We start from the raw sequence: 18,595 nt of genomic DNA, 5'->3' as shown, positions 1-18,595 counted from the left end.
ATCTCCTTTTTGGCGCGGTGGCGCGCCAGGTATTGTTTTGAATGGTTGCAGCTTAGGCGCTATGGGCCATCCTTTTCAGGAGGCAGTTTTGGCGGTTTCACGGCAGAACCGGCCAAAGGCGTCTAAAGCGTAGAAAATACGCTTGCTGAAACGTTTAATCTAGATTGATCGGCACGTTACTCGATAATGTCCCATCCTTGAAGTCCAACTTGTCGGATGCGCTGAGACAATGGTCGCCTGCCTGAATCGGGTAGGATTGGCGAAAATGTCGCGGCAAGCTCGAAAAAACAAGGAAATCCCGGGTTGAAACTCAGTGATATCGCGCGGTTGGCCGGAGTGTCCGTGACCACCGCCAGCTACGTCATCAACGGCAAGGCCGAACAGCAACGCATCAGCACCGCGACCGTCGAGCGAGTGCGGGCGGTGGTTGATCTGCACGGCTTTACCCCCAATCCACAGGCGGCCGGGCTGCGCAGTCGGCACACCCGGACCCTGGGTTTTATCCTGCCGGATCTGGAAAACCCCAGTTACGCGCGGATCGCAAAACTGCTGGAGCAAGGCGCCCGGGCACGCGGCTATCAATTGCTGATCGCCAGCTCCGACGATGCACCGGACAGCGAGCGGCAACTGCTGCAACTGTTCCGCGCCCGGCGCTGCGATGCGTTGATCGTCGCCAGTTGCCTGCCGGCCGGCGACGACAGTTATCGTCAGTTGCAGGCCAAGGGTTTGCCGATCATTGCCATCGACCGGGTGATGGATGCCGAGCATTTCTGCTCGGTGGTCAGCGACGACCGCGAAGCCAGCCTGCACCTGACCGAAAGCCTGCTCGACCCGCAGCCGAAACAGATCGTGCTGCTGGGCGCCCGCCCGGAACTGAGCATCAGCCAGGAACGTGCGGCCGGTTTCAAGCAGGCCTTGGCCGGGTTCAAGGGCGAAGTGCTGATCGAGCACGCCGAGTCCTTCAGCCGCGAGTGCGGCAAGCAGTTGATGGAAGAACTCCTGCAACGCCTCGGACATTTACCGGACGCGCTGGTGACCACGTCCTACGTGCTGTTGCAGGGCGTGTTTGACGCGCTGCATGACTTCCCGCTCAAAAACCGCCCGTTGCGCCTCGGCACATTCGGCGACACCCAGTTGCTGGACTTCCTGCCGCTGCCGGTCAACGCCATGGCCCAGCAGCACCAGTTGATCGCCGACAAGGCGCTGGAACTGGCGCTGGCCGCGGTCGAACAATCGGATTACCAGCCTGGCGTGCAGGCCATCGCCCGTACCTTCAAGCAGCGTATTCACCGGGACTGAGCCGTGGAGCTGATCGACAGCCACACCCATCTGGACTTCCCCGACTTCGACGCCGACCGCGCGGCGCTGCTGAGCGAAAGCCGCGCCCTCGGGGTGCGGCGAATGGTGGTGCTCGGGGTCTACGAGGGGAACTGGCAACGGGTGTGGGATCTGGTGCAAAGCGACGCCGATCTGTACGCGGCGTTCGGTTTGCACCCGGTCTACCTCGATCAGCATCGGCCTGAAGACCTGAATGCACTGGGCGATTGGCTGACACGGCTAAAAGGTCATCGGCAGCTGTGCGCGGTCGGCGAAATCGGCCTGGATTACTTCATCGAAACCCTCGACCGCGAGCGCCAGCAAGCGCTGTTCGAAGCGCAACTGCAACTGGCGGCGGACTTCCAGTTGCCGGCGCTGATCCACGTGCGGCGCAGCCATGCGGCGGTGATTGCCACGCTCAAGCGCTTCAAGCTCAAGCGTGCCGGGATCATCCATGCGTTCGCCGGCAGCCGTGAAGAAGCGCGGGAATACATCAAGCTCGGTTTCAAACTGGGTCTTGGCGGTGCGCCAACCTGGCCGCAGGCGTTGCGCATGCACCGGGTGCTGGCCGATTTGCCGCTGGACGCGGTGGTGCTGGAAACCGACTCTCCGGACATGGCGCCCGCCATGTACCCCGGCATTCGCAATACGCCGGCGCATCTGCCGGCGATTTGCACATCACTCGCCGCATTGATGAACATCGATCAGGAACAACTGGCCGCCGCCAGTACCGCTAACGCTTGCCAACTGTTTCACTGGTAAACAGTCGGCAGGACACGTCAAACCCGGAACGCGCTGATCAACTGCTTCAACTCGACCACCTGCGCCGACAACGCGCGACTGGCATCTTCGGTCTGATGCGCGCCTTCTGCGGTGCGCTCGCCGGCACGGTTGATCTCGACGATGTTCTGGTCGATATCGTGGGCGACGGCGGTCTGCTGCTCGACGGCGGCGGCAATCTGCTGGTTCTGGTCGACGATCATGCCGACAGCACCGAGGATGTTTTCCAGCGCCTGCTGGACTTTTTCCGACTGCCCCACCGTGCCGTTGGCCATCTGATGGCTGACGCCCATGGCCTTCACTGCCGCGCCGACGCCACCGTGGAGTTTGGCGATCATCTGCTCGATTTCTTCGGTCGATTGCTGAGTGCGTTTGGCTAGCGTGCGGACTTCGTCAGCGACCACGGCAAAACCACGCCCCTGCTCACCGGCCCGCGCGGCCTCGATCGCGGCGTTGAGCGCCAGCAGATTGGTCTGTTCGGCAATGCTCTTGATCACTTCCAGAACGCGGCTGATCGACTGGCTGTCACTGGCCAACTGGTTGATCACCAGCACCGATTGATCAATTTCGCTCGCCAGCGCCGCGATGCTGCCCTGCTGCGATTCCACCAGTCCGCGACCACTGATGGTTTCGTCGTTCACGCTGTGGGCGCTGCTGACCGCTGCCGCTGCACTGCGTGCCACCTCCAGTGAGGTCGCCGACATCTGGTTCATCGCGGTGGCCACTTGCTCGATCTGCGTACGTTGCCCGGCGACCGCCTGATTGCTTTGCGCCGAGACGTTTTCCACCTGCCCCGCCTGCCGCTCGACCTCGCCAACGGTGTGGCCGACCCGCTCGATCAGATCATGGATTTTCCTCACCGTACCGTTGAACACTTCGCCCAACTCGCCGAGTTCATCACGGCTGTTGGCTCGGAAATTCACCGTCATGTCGCCCGCCGCGACTTTATCCATCATGGCGCCGAGGTTTTTCAGGGTGGCGCGGGTCGACGCGTAGAAGCCGCCGTAGAGATAGAAAATCAACACGAACACCACCGACAACGCCACGGCTTGCAGCACCATGTGCGTGCGGTTTTGCCCCAGACGCTGCTGCAACTGGGTGTCGAGGAATTTCAGGGTGGCGTCGTTGAGCTGATAGGTCTGGTCCATCAGCCCGGTGACCTGGTCATAAAACGCCTGCCACGGGGCGTCGAGCGTTTCGGCCATCACCACTTGTTCTTCGATCAGGGTGCTGGCCTGTTTCAGCGTGGCCTTGCTGGCCTCCGCCGGGGTGCTCAGGGAGTCACGGGCAGCTTTGCTGGAGCCCAGCGCATCCTGCAATTTCAGGCCATATTCGGCCTGAAGTTTTTCGATCTGCACCAACAACTCGTCGAAGCGGGTGCTCGACGAACTGTTGAGAAAGCCCTGGCCCAATGAATACGAGCCCATCGCCCGACCTTCGCCCAAGGCCTGGGTGACGGCCGGCGTAGTCGCAGTGATCAGCTCGCTGAGCTGGCGTATGTCGCCCTGATTGTCGCGACTCAACCCGGCCTGGCTGGCCACGATCTGGCTGAAAACCTGCGCATTGCCCAGCAGTTTGCCGATCAGCGCACTTTTGCTTTGCAGGGAGTTTTCCGCTTGCTGGTTCTTGAACGCAGCGATCATTTCATCGCGCTTGGTCTCGAAGAATTTGATCTGCTCAGGATCCTCGGTCATGGGCGTCAGCCCTTGCAGGCGGGCCAGGACGTTTTGCTCAAGGCTGGTGATCTGCGCCTCGACATTGCCGGCCTTGCCGGACTGACCGAGGGTGACGTTGATCTGCACCAGATTGTTGAGGGTTTCCAGATCCCGGCGCAGGGTCAGGCTGCTGCCCAGCAGGTCGAGGCTCTGCAGCTCCACCCGGGTGCCCTGGAATTCGCGATAGGAATCGCGCACCAGGTAGAAATTGGTCACCAGCATCGGCACCAGGAACAGCACGCTGATCAGGCTGAACTTCATGCCGAAGCTCAAGCGGTTCATCAGCGAGACGGCGGGATAGAGCAAGCTCTTCACTGGAAGTCTCCCTTGGTTTTTTCTTGTTTTTATTGGCAGGCGCGGGGCGACAGCAGATAGCCACTATCGGGCGCCATCTCTGTATAGCTCAAATCGAAGGGAGGTTTTGTAACTTAAGGTTAACGAGGGGGATTGCCCCCCTCGTCACGCGTTCGGCCTATGCGAGTACCGTCCACAGGGCAAAGCCGGCATACCACAGCACCGCCGCCCGCAGCAGCAATTCCCAGAGGCAGTCGAGGGTGTTGATGCCTTCGGGACCGACAGCGGCCGGCGGGATTTCCCCGGCAGCCAGCCCGACCTTGTTGATCAGTTGCGCAGCGCTGATGTTCCAGTTCAGCAGCTCGTGCAGCATCACCCGGCTGACCGCGACGAAATTGCCGACCAGGGCAAGGCTCGCCGCCAGCAGCCGCACCGGCACCCAGTCGAAGGCATGACGCAATTGCCCGGCGCGTTCGGCCACCGCCGGGTTCTGGGCGTTTTCTTCCGCCAGCGCCAGCAGGCGATAGCTCAGCGCCGCGACCGGGCCGAGCAGGAAGTACCAGAAAATCACCGCAAAGAAACTCTGGTAGGCCTGCCACAACAGATGCCGTTGCACTTGCTCCAGCAATTGTTCGCCGCTTTCAGCGCAGATGTTCAGATCACGCTTGGCCACATGGGCGGCGGCCTGTAGATCCTCACGGCGCCAGGCGTCGCGAAACGGCCCGAGTTCGCCGAGCAGATCACCGCGCCCCAGGCTGTAAATCACCACCAGCAAATGCACCGGCAACGCCAGCAGACCGTAGGCCACCGGGTCCAGCACCACCAGCAGCAATCCCAGCAGCGCCACCGGAAGCAACACCAGGACGGTCAGCACCAGCCACGGCTGTTTGGCCAGCCCGCCGGTTTCCAGCTTGTGCAGTTCGCGGATCCATCCGCCATCGCGTTGAACCCGTTGGCGCAGGGCCGAGAACTTCTCGATCCATACCGCCAGCAGTAACACCAGAAAACTCATTGTCCTTCCTCTTGTGCCAGGGCGGCGCGGTAGCGTGCCCAGTCGAATGCGGGTCCGGGGTCGGTCTTGCGTCCGGGGGCGATGTCGCTGTGCCCGCAGATGCGCTCGACAGTGATCGCCGGAAACGCTTTTTGCAAATGGCGGGTCAGCAGGATCAACGCCTGATACTGCGCATCGGTGAACGGCAGATCATCGGTGCCTTCCAGCTCGATGCCCACGGAAAAATCGTTACAGGTTTCCCGTCCCTCGAACACCGAAACACCGGCATGCCAGGCACGCTCAAGACAGGAGACAAACTGGGTGACCTTGCCGTCACGTTCGATCAGAAAATGCGCAGACACGCGCAGGTCGGCGATCCCGGCAAAGTAGGGATGTTCCGTGACATCCAGACGATTCTGGAAAAATTCCTGCACCTTGCCGGTGGCGAACTGCGCCGGTGGCAGGCTGATGTTGTGGATGACCAACAGGGAGACTTCGCCCGCCGGGCGTTCATTGAAGTTGGGCGAAGGGCAGACCTGCACCCCATGACACCACCCGCTTGCGGGATCCAACTGCATACCGATTCCTTCAACGCCGACTGTGTTGGCGACCAGTATGCCGTGATCGGCCCCCGGCGCGCGATCACTTGCCGCGATTGAGCCGTCGCAGATTGCCGATTACCGACTCCAGCGCACGGTCGAACAGCAAGGTGTCGTCCAGCGTCCGCACCGCGCCGCGACGGAACGCCAGGGCCAGTTCCGTGCGGTCGCGCTCCAGCACTTTCATCCCGGTGCGGTCGACAAACACGTACTTGTTGGTGGCCTCGATGATCGCCGCCAGTTTGCAGCGCAGCGTGTGTTCTTCGTCTTCTTCGAACGCCACCCAACTGCCCAGGCGCAGCTGATCGACCTGACGCAAACCTGCGTCGTCGGCCGGCAAACGCGCCGGCGTGCGAGACTGAAGGCCGTCGTCGGCCATCTGCAAGACAATCGCCTGCGATACTTCGATCATTTCCGGCAGCGCGGTCTGATCCGGCTCGCTGGACGGTTCGAGCAGGCGCACATGCAGCGCTTCCAGCTCACTGAAAAAGCCGCTGGTGGCAAACGGATCGAAGGCCGAACTGCTCAGGCCGTCGCGCAATGACTTGAGCAACCCCGGCACCAGCGCCAGCAGACGCAGGCCGGCTTCTGCGTCGTCGTGGCGCTGCACGCTCCAGATCAATTGCTCCATGGTCTGCACGTCGGCCTGCCATTCGGCAGACTGATCGCCGTGCTTGAGGCAGGTCAGCAGCAACACCTTGCTCCAGGCCTCCTGCACGAACGTCACCACCGACGGTGGCAGGACTTTGCCCAGCAACGCCTGATTCAGCGCCTGCTCGACCCGCTGGCGGGCCAGTTCGGTTTTCGCCCGACCCTCTTCGGCATCGCGCAAACGCTGTTCAAGCAATTCGCTGCGACGGCGCTCGTCACTGGTGAACGCGAGAAAGTCCGCCAGCAATTCGGAAAAAATCGCCGGGTCATCGACGAAGTCTGTCAGCAGGCGCTGCACCACTTGCTCGATGCGCAAGTACAGGCTGTCGCGTGCATTGCCGTCGCACTCGCCCCAGCCCATCGCCGCTTCGGCGATTTCATTGAGCAGGCGACGCGCCGGGTGGCTGCTGCGGCTGAAGAAGCTTTTGTCGATCACCGCGACCTTCAACATCGGGATCTGCAACCGGGCGATCAGCGCCTTGAGCGAATCCGGCAGGTTGCGATCATCGAGGATGCAGTCGAAGACCATGGCCACCAGATTGATCACGTCCTCGTCGGCCCCGCCGACGATTCGTGATTTGCCGCTGCGCACGCTCACTCGGGTCAACAGCTGTTCAAGTTGATGGCGCAGATCGAAGTCGTCCTGCACCGCCAGCGCCGGTACATATTGCTGCAAGTGCGAGAGCAGGCGCAGCAAGTCGCGGGTGGAAATCGGCTGCGCCGGGGCGCTGGGTTCAAGGGTCGGCGCAACGGTGCCGCGCACGTGCAGCAGCAACTCCTGCAACGCGGCGAAGACCTCCTGCACGCCGGCATCGGTCTGGGTTTTGTCGACGCCCTCGAATTCGCTCTGCACGCTGGCCACGGCCTGATCGATGGCGCGACGGGCCGGTGCCGGCTTGAGCTCGGGCAACACGCCCGTGGCGATCAGCAGTTGATTGGCTTCGGCGTAGAGTTGATCGGTATCGGCCAGCACATAGCGCTCGAACAGTTTGAGCAGGATCAGTTTGACCTTGATCTCCACCCCCAGATTGCGCCCCGCCTGCAGGAAGTATTCGCAAAGCATCGCCGGGCCCAGCGGGTTGTATTGATCGTCCAGGGTCTTGCCCAACAGCGCATTGAATCGCGCGGTCAGTTGGTCGAGGGCGAACCCGTCGCGATTCAGCACGCGGCCGACCATGGTTTCGACCGCGACATTGCGCTCCATGTCATCGGTTCGCGCGGTTGTGTCCTCATGCTGCAAGGCGTGAGAAAGCACGGTGGGGACGGGATCGAATTGAGTGAGGCCGACAAAGGCTTCAAAGAATTGCTCGAGAAACCCGCGCTCGATGTTCTTGCGCTTGAGGCGCAGGTCGCGCATGGCTTCGAAAAAGATGTTCTGCTCGACGTCGTTACGCGCCCGGTCGGCCATTTCGAACAGGGTGTCGTCGGCGTTATCGAACAGCTCCTGCAAACCGTTGCGCAGGCGCTGGGCAGCCTTGTCGCGAACCTGAAGCAGAATCACAGGCAGGCGGGCGAGCGGCGAGTGAGTCGCCTGATCGGTAGTGGCCTTGTGCAGAGGCACTACATTCCCGTCGTTGTGCATCCAAGCCTCCTGAAACGGTGATTTGCCGACGTCAAACTCATGGCGTCAAATGCAAGGCGGATTATCTTGCAAAAGATGTCCCCGGCGCCAGAGCCGTCAGGGTTTCCCCTATGCGCCGACACCTTGCAGTGACCACGACAGAAACGGGTTTGCTCAAAGAAAATCGACCGGATGCAGCGCTGCGTGGCTGTTCTCGCCTTGGGTTGGCCGACGCCATGCCCCTATAATCGGGCCACTTAGTTTGTGGAGCCCGTTATGCCGAATCTACGTCTCGCCGATTTGACCGCCGAAATCGAAGCCAACGTGCGCCGTGCGTTGCTCGAAGACATCGGCAGCGGCGACATCACCGCGCAACTGATCCCGGCCGAACGCCTGGCCAAAGCCACCATCATCACCCGCGACGCCGCCGTCATCAGTGGCACGGCGTGGGTCGATGCGGTGTTCCGCCAGCTCGATCCACGGGTGGCGGTGCATTGGCAGGTGCGCGATGGCGAACGGGTTTCGCCGAACCAGCCGCTGTTTCATCTGGAAGGCCCTGCCCGTTCACTGCTGACCGGTGAACGCAGCGCACTGAACTTCCTGCAATTGCTGTCGGGCGTGGCGACCCGCGCGCAGTACCTGGCGGACTTCGTTGCCGAGACTTCGGTGAAACTGCTCGACACCCGCAAGACCCTGCCGGGCCTGCGTCTGGCGCAGAAATACGCGGTCACCTGCGGCGGTTGCCATAACCATCGCATCGGTCTCTACGACGCGTTCCTGATCAAGGAAAACCACATCGCTGCCAGCGGCGGCATCCCGCAGGCCATTGCCGCTGCACACAAGATCGCCCCGGGCAAACCGGTGGAAATCGAAGTGGAAAGTCTGGAGGAGTTGAAAGAAGCGCTGGCCGCCGGTGCCGACATCATCATGCTCGACGAACTGAGCCTCGATGACATGCGCGAAGCCGTACGCCTGAACGGCGGCAAGGCGAAACTGGAAGCCAGTGGTGGCATCAACGAAAGCACGCTGCTGCCGATCGCCCAGACCGGGGTGGATTACATCTCGATCGGCGCGATGACCAAGGATGTGAAAGCCGTGGACCTGTCGATGCGCCTGAGCATCTGAGTCGTCCACACAATAAAAAACGCCAGCCCTTTCGAGGCTGGCGTTTTTGTTTCAGACCACCAGATTGTTCATCTCGCAGTATTCATCCCACTCGACGCCCAACACTTCGGCCGCTTCCTTGTGCAGATCCAGGCGCTTGGCCTCGAACTCCTCAGGCGTGCTGGTGTACTTGAGGGTCAACTCCCAAGGTTGCAGGCCCTGGGCTTCGGCTTCGTCTTCGAACGCCCACTGGATCTGGTCTTTCTGATCATCGGGACTCAGGTCCTTGATCTCTTCCTTCAGATCCGGAACATCCAGGATGTATTTTCTAAGCGCTTCTTCGTGACGTTGCTCTTGAGTTAATTCGGTCATGGCGTTCTCGCTGATCATAGGAATGGAGGATGGATCTGGATCATCAAGGATCTCTCTGACGCGGACTGTCCGGCCTTCGGAACCATTCGGGATCATCTGAAAACTGCTGGGCGATGCTCATGCAGACAACGAATATAGGACGTTTGGCGAGCGAATTACACGGGACTTTACATCTCTCCCACAAAAAGTTGACCTGCGGAACATAAACCGGATTTTCAAGTCATAGCGATGTGCCATATCGGCACTCACCTTCGCTGTTCACAAGGAAACCCAGTGATGCGCAGCTTTTCGAAGATTTCTTCTGTTGTGTCCGCCACCACTTTGACCGCCCTGCTGGGCACCCTGGCCCTGCCGGCCAGCGCAATGGCAGTTGAATTGAGTAGCAGCAGCCCTTCCTATGGCGACCAGATCTCCGCCATTCACAACGATTTCGGCAAAGACGTCGTGATCAAGAGCGGCATCGGAGTCGAGGAGCTGAAAAAGATGCGCGACACCATCAACGAGCAGTCGCGTCAGATTGAAGAATTCAAGCGCAGCAGCGGTTCCAGTTCGAGCTCGAGTGGCAGGGAGATTGAAGATCTGAAGAACAAGGTCAAGGAACAGGATCGTCAGCTCGATACGCTCGGCCGTCAGGTTGAAGACCTCAAACGCAATAGCGGTTCCAGCTCCAGCTCGAACAACAGCGAAATCTCCAGCCTGAAGCAGAAACTCAACGATCAGGATCGCGCGATGGATCAACTCAAGCGCACCGTCGAGGAGTTGAGCCGCAAGGTGAAATAAGGGAAGTGGTGCCCGAGACAGGAATCGAACCTGCGACCTTCGCGTTACGAGTGCGCTGCTCTACCGGCTGAGCTACACGGGCGGTGGGCTAAACCTAGCACCGGTCTTGAAGGTCGGCAACTTTGCAGAATGACTCGATATTTCACGGACAAAAAAATGCCCCGCCGTTTTCACGGCGGGGCATTTTTATTGGGCTAACGCTGCGGGGTGATTAAACGCCCGAAGCCTTGGCCGCTGCCACGTCTTTGATGGACAGCTTGATACGGCCGCGGTTGTCCACGTCCAGTACCAGCACTTCCACTTCCTGGCCTTCTTTCAGGATGTCGGTCACTTTCTCTACGCGAGCGTCGCTCAGCATCGAGATGTGAACCAGACCGTCCTTGCCCGGCAGGATGTTGACGAATGCGCCGAAGTCGACGATGCGCTCAACCTTGCCGACGTAGATCTTGCCGATCTCGGCCTCTGCGGTGATGCCCAGAACGCGCTGACGTGCTGCTTCAGCCGCTTCCTTGGTTTCGCCGAAGATCTTGATCGAACCGTCGTCTTCGATGTCGATCGAAGCCTTGGTTTCTTCGCAGATCGCACGGATGGTCGCGCCACCTTTACCGATAACGTCACGGATCTTGTCGGTGTCGATCTTCATCGCGATCATGGTCGGAGCGTTGGCCGACAGTTCGGTACGCGACTGGCCGATGATCTGGTTCATCTGGCCGAGGATGTTCAGGCGCGCTTCCAGGGCTTGGCCCAGAGCGATTTCCATGATCTCTTCGGTGATGCCCTTGATCTTGATGTCCATCTGCAGCGCGGTCACACCTTTGGCGGTACCGGCAACTTTGAAGTCCATGTCGCCCAGGTGGTCTTCGTCACCCAAGATGTCGGTCAGAACAGCGAATTTCTCGCCTTCTTTAACCAGACCCATGGCGATACCGGCAACCGGCGCCTTCATCGGAACGCCAGCGTCCATCAGGGCCAGGGAAGCGCCGCAAACGGAAGCCATCGAGCTCGAACCGTTGGATTCGGTGATTTCCGATACCACACGGATGGTGTAAGGGAACACGTCAGCGGCTGGCAGCATGGCCGAAACCGAACGACGGGCCAGACGGCCGTGACCGATTTCACGACGACCGGCGCCACCCATGCGACCACACTCGCCCACCGAGAACGGAGGGAAGTTGTAGTGCAGCATGAACGGGTCTTTTTTCTCGCCTTCCAGAGTGTCCAGCAGTTGTGCGTCACGGGCGGTGCCCAGAGTCGCGACTACCAGAGCCTGGGTTTCGCCACGGGTGAACAGTGCCGAACCGTGGGTCTTCGGCAGAACGCCGACTTCGATGTTCAGCGGACGTACGGTGCGGGTGTCGCGACCGTCGATACGTGGCTTGCCGTTAACGATGTTTTCGCGAACGGTGCGGTATTCGATTTCGCCGAAAGCAGCTTTGACGTCGGCAGCCGAAGGTTGGCCTTCTTCACCGGACAGCTTGGCAACAACCTGATCACGCAGCTCGCCCAGACGCGCATAACGGTCGGCCTTGATGGTGATGGTGTAAGCCTGGGAGATCGCTTCGCCGAACTCGGAACGGATAGCAGCCAGCAGCTCGGTGGCTTCTGGAGCAGGTGCCCAGGTCCAGGTTGGCTTGGCAGCTTCGGCAGCCAGTTCTTTAACGGCGTTGATTACGACCTGGAACTCGTCGTGAGCAAACAGTACTGCGCCCAGCATCTGGTCTTCGGTCAGCTCTTTGGCTTCCGATTCAACCATCAGCACGGCGTCCGAAGTACCGGCAACAACCATGTCCAGGCTCGAGGCAGCTTGCTGCTCGTAGGTCGGGTTCAGCAGGTAGCCGGTGCTTTCGTGGAAAGCAACGCGAGCGGCGCCGATCGGGCCGTCGAAAGGAATGCCGGAGATCGCCAGGGCTGCCGAGGTACCGATCATCGCAGCGATGTCCGGATCGGTCTTTTTGCTGGTGGAAACGACGGTGCAGACAACCTGCACTTCGTTCATGAAACCTTCCGGGAACAGCGGACGGATCGGACGGTCGATCAGTCGGGAAGTCAGGGTTTCTTTCTCGGAAGGACGGCCTTCACGCTTGAAGAAACCGCCAGGGATCTTACCGGCAGCGTAAGTCTTTTCCTGGTAGTGAACGGACAGAGGGAAGAAGCCCTTGCCCGGATCGGCTTGCTTGGCACCGACTACGGTCACCAATACGCTGACGTCGTCGTCAACGGTGACCAATACTGCGCCGGAGGCCTGACGGGCGATACGGCCAGTCTCGAGGGTAACGGTCGACTGACCGAACTGGAATTTTTTGATTACCGGGTTCACGGTGTCCTACCTTCTTTGTGGCTCTTGGGGGAACTGGTTTCTTGCGAAATTCTTGGGCAATGTCGGGAATCGGCCCAACGCCTGTCCAGGGTAAAACGTGTATCCAGATAAAACTTGAGGCTGGGAGCCTGCCGGACGCCGGCGGAAACCCGCTGACGTCTGACAGACAACCAACCTCATAGCGCAATCGCTGATTAGCGACGCAGACCCAGGCGAGCGATCAGAGCGCTGTAACGGCTCACGTCCTTGCCTTTCAGGTAGTCCAGCAGCTTGCGACGCTGGTTAACCATGCGGATCAGACCACGACGGGAGTGGTGGTCTTTACCGTTGGCCTTGAAGTGACCTTGCAGTTTGTTGATGTTGGCGGTCAGCAGTGCAACTTGCACTTCTGGCGAACCAGTGTCACCAACAGCTTGCTGGTAGTCGGCAACGATTTGAGCTTTTTCTTGAACGTCGAGAGCCATGAGGCAATCCTTTTATCAGGAAACTGTTTCAAAAACAGTTTCAACAGGCCAGGGACAAATCCCTGTATCTATAAATGAGTAGTGACCGTGCCTGTTGACAGCCACACTCGCCGGCCTGCTGTTACACAGACCGGTTTCCGGTCATTCTGACCGAATCAGTCGACGCGGCGCGATGCGCCCGTCTTCGCTCACTTCACCGATTCCGATGAAGCGACCGTTGTGATCCTGTACCCGCACCATGCCAAACTTCGGAGCATCCGGGGCACGTACCGGCTGGCCGTTGAGCCAGTAGAACGCGCTCGCTTCCGAGAACTGCAGCAACGGCCAATCCTGCAGGCCGCTGTCCGATGGCATCAGGAAGCGGTCGACCGCTTCGTTGCCGCCTTCGGCATGTACCGCTTCCAGCTCTTCGAGGGTCACGGTCTGCGCCAGGGTGAAAGGCCCGGCCTGGGTACGACGCAGTTCAGCGACGTACGCACCACAACCGAGTTGCTCACCGATATCCTCCACCAGGGTGCGAATATAGGTGCCCTTGCTGCAATCCACCGCAAGACGCGCAGTATCGCCTTCGAAGGCCAGCAATTCCAAGCGCGCAATAGTAACAGAACGCGGTTCGCGCTCCACTACTTCGCCTGCACGGGCCAACTTGTACAGTGGCTGGCCATCACGCTTGAGAGCGGAGTACATCGGCGGTATCTGACTGATTTGCCCACGAAATTTCGGCAGAACCGCTTCAATGTCGGCCTGACCAACGGTCACCGTACGCTCCTGCAAAACCTCACCTTCGGCGTCCGCCGTGGTGGTGGTCTTGCCCAGTTGCGCCAGGGTTTCGTAACCCTTGTCGGAATCGAGCAGATACTGCGAGAACTTGGTCGCCTCGCCAAAGCACAGCGGCAGAACGCCGGTGGCCAGGGGATCGAGACTGCCGGTGTGACCGGCCTTCTCGGCGTTGAGCAACCAGCGGACCTTCTGCAACGCGGCGTTGGAGGTGAACCCCAGCGGCTTGTCGAGCAGGATGATGCCGCTGACGTTACGACGGATACGTTTGACCTGAGCCACCGAGTTACTCCTTGGTGTCTTCGGGTTCTGCCGCAGCCACGTGCTGATTGTCCTCAGCCACGGCGCGCTCGATCAGGGCCGACAGGTGCGCACCCCGCACGACGCTTTCGTCGTAGTGGAAGTGCAATTGCGGCACGCTGCGCAGCTTCATTTCGCGGGCCAGCTGCATGCGCAGGAAACCGGCGGCAGCGTTGAGCACCTTGATGCTTTGCGCGATGTCTTCGGCGTTGTCCTGTCCCATCACAGTGATGAAGATCTTCGCGTGACCGACGTCACGGCTGACTTCCACAGCGGTAATGGTGACCAGGCCGACGCGCGGGTCTTTGACTTCACGACGGATCAGTTGGGCCAGCTCACGCTGCATCTGATCGCCGATACGTTGGGTACGGCTGTATTCTTTTGCCATGATTTGTTACCTGTTACTGCCCCGCGGTGAAACCCGCAAGGTCTGAAAGCGGCAAACGCCCGGCCTGACAAAAGCCAGACCGGGCGTTGCGTTTAGAGTCCTGACGCCGTGCCGCGCACTTGCATGCGGCGGCCCGACGTGGCCCTTGAAGTGCGCGAGTCAGAGGCTGCGAGCAACCTGAACCTTCTCGAAGACTTCGATCTTGTCGCCGACTTTGACGTCGTTGTAGCTCTTCACGCCGATACCGCATTCCATGCCGGCACGTACTTCGGAAGCGTCATCCTTGAAGCGGCGCAGGGATTCCAGCTCGCCTTCAAAGATAACGATGTCTTCACGCAGTACACGGATCGGACGGTTACGGTGAACAGTACCCTCGATCACCATGCAGCCGGCGATGGCGCCGAACTTAGGCGAACGGAATACGTCACGGACTTCGGCCACACCGAGGATGTTCTCGCGAACATCGCTGCCAAGCATACCGGTCAGGGCTTTCTTGACGTCTTCGATGATGTCGTAGATCACGTTGTAGTAACGCATGTCCAGACCTTCCTGCTCGACGATCTTCCGTGCGCCGGCATCGGCACGCACGTTGAAGCCGAACAGTACAGCGTTGGAAGCCAGTGCCAGGTTGGCATCGGATTCGGTGATACCACCGACGCCGCCACCGACCACGCGCACTTGCACTTCGTCGTTGCCCAGGCCGTTTAGAGCGCCCTGCAAAGCTTCCAGCGAACCACGGACGTCGGATTTGAGGACGATGTTGAGCGTCTTCTTCTCTTCCTGACCCATGCTTTCGAAGATGTTTTCCAGCTTGCCGGCGTGAGCGCGAGCCAGTTTGACTTCGCGGAACTTGCCTTGACGGAACAGAGCCACTTCACGGGCTTTCTTCTCGTCGGCAACCACGCTCATCTCGTCGCCAGCGTCAGGCGTACCGTCCAGGCCGAGGATCTCGACCGGAATGGCCGGGCCCGCTTCCTTGATCGGCTTGCCGTTCTCGTCGAGCATGGCGCGCACGCGGCCATAGTTCGAGCCGACCAGCACCATGTCGCCTTGACGCAGCGTACCGTCCTGAACCAGAACAGTCGCCACCGGGCCACGGCCCTTGTCCAGACGCGATTCAACCACGACACCACGGCCAGGAGCCGAAGGAGTGGCGGTCAGTTCGAGAACTTCAGCCTGCAGCAATACAGCTTCAAGCAGTTCGTCGACGCCGGTACCCATCTTCGCGGAGACCGGAACGAATGGAGTGTCGCCACCCCAGTCTTCAGAGGTCACGCCGTGGGCCGACAGTTCGCTACGGATGCGATCGAGATCTGCACCCGGCTTGTCGATCTTGTTCACCGCAACCACCAGCGGAACGCCAGCAGCAACAGCGTGCTGAACGGCTTCGATGGTTTGTGGCATCACACCGTCGTCCGCCGCAACCACGAGGATCACGATGTCGGTCGCCTTGGCACCACGGGCACGCATGGCGGTAAACGCGGCGTGACCAGGGGTGTCGAGGAAGGTGACCATGCCGCGTTCGGTTTCAACGTGGTATGCACCGATGTGCTGGGTGATACCGCCGGCTTCGCCAGCAGCTACCTTGGCACGACGGATGTAGTCGAGCAGCGAGGTCTTACCGTGGTCAACGTGGCCCATTACGGTCACAACCGGCGCACGAGGAACCGCTTCACCTTCGAACTTCAGGGATTCGGCCAGGGAATCTTCCAGGGCGGTGTCGCTGACCAGGGTCACTTTGTGGCCCAGTTCTTCGGCTACCAGTTGAGCAGTTTCCTGATCAAGCACCTGGTTGATGGTCGCTGGAGTACCCAGTTTGAACATGAACTTGATGATTTCGGCAGCCTTCACCGACATCTGCTGAGCGAGATCGCCAACAGTGATGGTTTCGCCGATCTTCACTTCACGCACGACAGGGCCGGTAGGGCTCTGGAAACCGTGGGCGTTGCGTTTTTTCAGCTTGGCCTTGCCGCGACCGCCGCGACGGAAGCCATCGCTTTCTTCGTCGGTAGTGCGTGGCGCCACACGTGGAGCCGGAGCCTTTTCCTTGACCGATGCGCGATGCGGAGCGTTTTTGCGCTCGCCATCACCACCGCCACGACGGTTGTTGTCGTCGGCACGTGGTTTGTCCGGACGGCGCTGTTCGTCACGCTTGCGAGTGTCGGCAGCTGGGGCAGCAGCCACAACCGGCGCGGCTTCGCGCACAGGTTCGGCCACTGGCGCAGGTGCAGCGACGGCTTCGGCAGGAGCGGACGGCGCAGCAGGCTGGCGACGCGCTTCTTCTTCGGCGCGAACGCGAGCTTCTTCTTCAGCCTTCTGACGGGCAGCATTTTCTACTGCGCGACGTTCATCCAGTTCACGCTTGCGCTCGGCTTCGATTTCTTCCGGGCTACGCTGTACGAAAACTTTCTTCTTGCGGACTTCAACGCTGATGCTTTTGCTGCCAGCCACACGCAGGGTGCTGGTGGTTTTACGCTGCAGCGTGATCTTGCGTGGTTCTTCCACTTTCGCCTTGTGGCTGCTTTTCAAGTGGGTCAGCAGGGATTGCTTCTCACTGTCAGTCACATTTTCTTCGGCGGCGGTGTGCGGCAGACCTGCCTCACGCATCTGCTGCAACAGGCGCTCTACCGGTGTTTTGACCTCATCGGCCAGTTGTTTCACCGTGACTTGCGTCATGCACTTCTCTCCTCAGGCCGCGCCTAATTACTCGAACCAGTGGGCTCGGGCGGCCATGATCAACTTGCCGGCACGATCATCGTCAATGCCGTCGATGTCGAGCAGGTCGTCAATAGACTGCTCGGCCAGGTCTTCGCGGGTAATTACGCCGCGCACCGCCAGTTCCATCGCCAAATCCTTGTCCATACCCTCAAGCGAGAGCAGGTCTTCGGCCGGATGGGCGTCTGCCAGCTTTTCCTCAGTAGCGATGGCTTTGGTCAACAAGCGATCCTTGGCACGAGCGCGAAGCTCGTTGACGATGTCTTCGTCAAAGCCGTCGATGTTGAGCATTTCTTCCAACGGTACGTAGGCAATCTCTTCCAGGCTGGTGAAGCCTTCGTCTACCAGCACCTGAGCCAGTTCTTCGTCGACTTCCAGCTCGTCGATGAAGTTGCGCAGGATGTCGCCGGTTTCCGCTTGCTGCTTAGCCTGGATGTCCGATTCGGTCATCACGTTCAGGGTCCAGCCAGTCAGCTGGCTCGCCAGACGCACGTTCTGACCACCACGACCAATGGCCTGAGCCAGATTGTCTGCGCCAACGGCGATGTCCATGGCGTGGGCATCTTCGTCAACGATGATGGCCGCCACTTCTGCCGGCGACATGGCATTGATCACGAACTGGGCCGGGTTGTCGTCCCACAGGACGATGTCGACACGCTCGCCACCCAACTCGCCCGACACGGCCTGGACGCGCGAACCGCGCATACCGATACACGCGCCTTGCGGGTCGATGCGTTTGTCCTTGGAGCGGACAGCGATCTTGGCCCGCGAACCCGGATCACGGGATGCGGCCATGACTTCGATCAGGCCTTCAGCGATTTCCGGCACTTCGATACGGAACAGCTCGATCAGCATTTCCGGCGCGGTACGCGACAGGATCAGCTGAGGGCCGCGGTTCTCGGTGCGGATTTCCTTGAGCAGCGCACGCAGACGCACGCCAACACGGAAGGTTTCGCGAGAGATGATGTCTTCACGGGCCAGCAACGCTTCAGCGTTATTACCCAGGTCGACGATCACGTTGTCGCGGGTCACTTTCTTCACGGTGCCGGAGATGATTTCTCCCAGGCGCTCGCGATAAGCGTCAACCACTTGAGCGCGCTCGGCTTCGCGCACTTTCTGCACGATGACCTGCTTGGCGGTCTGCGCAGCGATGCGGCCGAACTCGATGGACTCGATCTTTTCTTCAACGACGTCGCCAACCTTGGCGCCAGGGTGCGTTTCAGCAACCTTGCTCGGCCAGGTTTCGATGGCCGGATCATCGAGATCATTCTCTTCGACGACCGTCCAGCGACGGAAAGTTTCGTAAGAACCGGTGTGGCGGTTGATTTCCACACGCAGATCAACTTCGTCTTCAAAACGCTTTTTGGTAGCAGTGGCCAGAGCCAGCTCCAGCGCTTCAAAAATTACGCTTGCCGGTACACCCTTTTCATTGGATACCGACTCAACAACCAGCAGTACTTCTTTGCTCAT

Annotated in this window: 15 protein-coding genes and 1 tRNA gene; 4 read left to right on the top strand and 12 right to left on the bottom strand. The window is 60.0% G+C overall.

Annotation, left to right across the window (positions count from 1 at the left end):
- Nucleotides 1-303 precede the first annotated feature (303 nt).
- Nucleotides 304-1,299: a catabolite repressor/activator gene (gene cra, locus CAF90_RS18590; protein ID WP_074691885.1), complete on the top strand. Its 996-nt coding sequence runs from the start codon at nt 304-306 to the stop codon at nt 1,297-1,299.
- A gap of 3 nt (nt 1,300-1,302) precedes the next feature.
- The gene (locus CAF90_RS18585; protein ID WP_085608042.1) at nt 1,303-2,079 is read left to right on the top strand and encodes a TatD family hydrolase; all 777 of its coding nucleotides are present in this window, start codon (nt 1,303-1,305) and stop codon (nt 2,077-2,079) included.
- Nucleotides 2,080-2,096: 17 nt separating this feature from the next.
- Here the strand turns inward: CAF90_RS18585 and CAF90_RS18580 are convergent, their stop codons facing one another.
- The 4 genes from CAF90_RS18580 to CAF90_RS18565 all read right to left on the bottom strand — a co-directional run bounded on the left by CAF90_RS18580 (nt 2,097) and on the right by CAF90_RS18565 (nt 7,929).
- On the bottom strand, nt 2,097-4,127 hold the full coding sequence (locus CAF90_RS18580) for a methyl-accepting chemotaxis protein (protein WP_085608041.1): 2,031 nt from the start codon (nt 4,125-4,127) through the stop codon (nt 2,097-2,099).
- A 157-nt stretch (nt 4,128-4,284) separates the two neighbouring features.
- A complete protein-coding gene (ampE, locus tag CAF90_RS18575) occupies nt 4,285-5,118 on the bottom strand; it encodes a regulatory signaling modulator protein AmpE (RefSeq protein WP_085608040.1) in 834 nt (277 codons plus the stop codon).
- Nucleotides 5,115-5,675, bottom strand: coding sequence for a 1,6-anhydro-N-acetylmuramyl-L-alanine amidase AmpD (gene ampD / locus CAF90_RS18570; protein ID WP_085608039.1), 561 nt, complete (start codon nt 5,673-5,675; stop codon nt 5,115-5,117). The genes ampE and ampD overlap by 4 nt, the downstream gene beginning before the upstream one ends.
- Nucleotides 5,676-5,739: 64 nt before the next feature.
- A complete protein-coding gene (locus CAF90_RS18565; RefSeq protein ID WP_085608038.1) occupies nt 5,740-7,929 on the bottom strand; it encodes a DUF1631 domain-containing protein in 2,190 nt (729 codons plus the stop codon).
- A 255-nt stretch (nt 7,930-8,184) separates the two neighbouring features.
- Here CAF90_RS18565 and nadC point away from each other — a divergent pair, with 255 nt between their 5' ends.
- On the top strand, nt 8,185-9,033 hold the full coding sequence (gene nadC / locus CAF90_RS18560) for a carboxylating nicotinate-nucleotide diphosphorylase (RefSeq protein ID WP_007953729.1): 849 nt from the start codon (nt 8,185-8,187) through the stop codon (nt 9,031-9,033).
- A 51-nt stretch (nt 9,034-9,084) separates the two neighbouring features.
- Here the strand turns inward: nadC and CAF90_RS18555 are convergent, their stop codons facing one another.
- Nucleotides 9,085-9,384, bottom strand: a complete 300-nt coding sequence (locus CAF90_RS18555; protein ID WP_085608177.1) for a DUF6388 family protein — start codon at nt 9,382-9,384, stop codon at nt 9,085-9,087.
- A 276-nt stretch (nt 9,385-9,660) separates the two neighbouring features.
- Between CAF90_RS18555 and CAF90_RS18550 the strand changes: the two genes are divergently transcribed.
- Nucleotides 9,661-10,164: a hypothetical protein gene (locus CAF90_RS18550; RefSeq protein ID WP_007953733.1), complete on the top strand. Its 504-nt coding sequence runs from the start codon at nt 9,661-9,663 to the stop codon at nt 10,162-10,164.
- A gap of 6 nt (nt 10,165-10,170) precedes the next feature.
- Here CAF90_RS18550 and CAF90_RS18545 read toward each other — a convergent pair.
- The 7 genes from CAF90_RS18545 to nusA all read right to left on the bottom strand — a co-directional run bounded on the left by CAF90_RS18545 (nt 10,171) and on the right by nusA (nt 18,595).
- Nucleotides 10,171-10,246: transfer RNA gene (locus CAF90_RS18545), tRNA-Thr, on the bottom strand.
- A 129-nt stretch (nt 10,247-10,375) separates the two neighbouring features.
- Complete coding sequence (gene pnp / locus CAF90_RS18540; protein WP_011332410.1) at nt 10,376-12,481, bottom strand: polyribonucleotide nucleotidyltransferase; 2,106 nt, start codon at nt 12,479-12,481, stop codon at nt 10,376-10,378.
- Nucleotides 12,482-12,675: 194 nt separating this feature from the next.
- On the bottom strand, nt 12,676-12,945 hold the full coding sequence (gene rpsO / locus CAF90_RS18535; protein WP_011332409.1) for a 30S ribosomal protein S15: 270 nt from the start codon (nt 12,943-12,945) through the stop codon (nt 12,676-12,678).
- Nucleotides 12,946-13,086: 141 nt separating this feature from the next.
- A complete protein-coding gene (truB, locus tag CAF90_RS18530) occupies nt 13,087-14,004 on the bottom strand; it encodes a tRNA pseudouridine(55) synthase TruB (RefSeq protein ID WP_085608037.1) in 918 nt (305 codons plus the stop codon).
- Between the two features lie 4 nt (nt 14,005-14,008).
- Nucleotides 14,009-14,410: a 30S ribosome-binding factor RbfA gene (gene rbfA / locus CAF90_RS18525; RefSeq protein WP_007953741.1), complete on the bottom strand. Its 402-nt coding sequence runs from the start codon at nt 14,408-14,410 to the stop codon at nt 14,009-14,011.
- A 159-nt stretch (nt 14,411-14,569) separates the two neighbouring features.
- A complete protein-coding gene (gene infB / locus CAF90_RS18520; protein WP_007953742.1) occupies nt 14,570-17,086 on the bottom strand; it encodes a translation initiation factor IF-2 in 2,517 nt (838 codons plus the stop codon).
- Between the two features lie 27 nt (nt 17,087-17,113).
- The gene (nusA, locus tag CAF90_RS18515) at nt 17,114-18,595 is read right to left on the bottom strand and encodes a transcription termination factor NusA (RefSeq protein WP_003221546.1); all 1,482 of its coding nucleotides are present in this window, start codon (nt 18,593-18,595) and stop codon (nt 17,114-17,116) included.

The sequence above is a fragment of the Pseudomonas sp. B37(2017) genome (genome assembly GCF_002112885.1).
In the GTDB taxonomy this organism is placed as follows: Bacteria; Pseudomonadota; Gammaproteobacteria; order Pseudomonadales; family Pseudomonadaceae; genus Aquipseudomonas; species Aquipseudomonas paraglycinae.
Note: the sequence above shows the minus strand (reverse complement) of the source record. Positions and strands in the feature narration are given on the sequence as shown.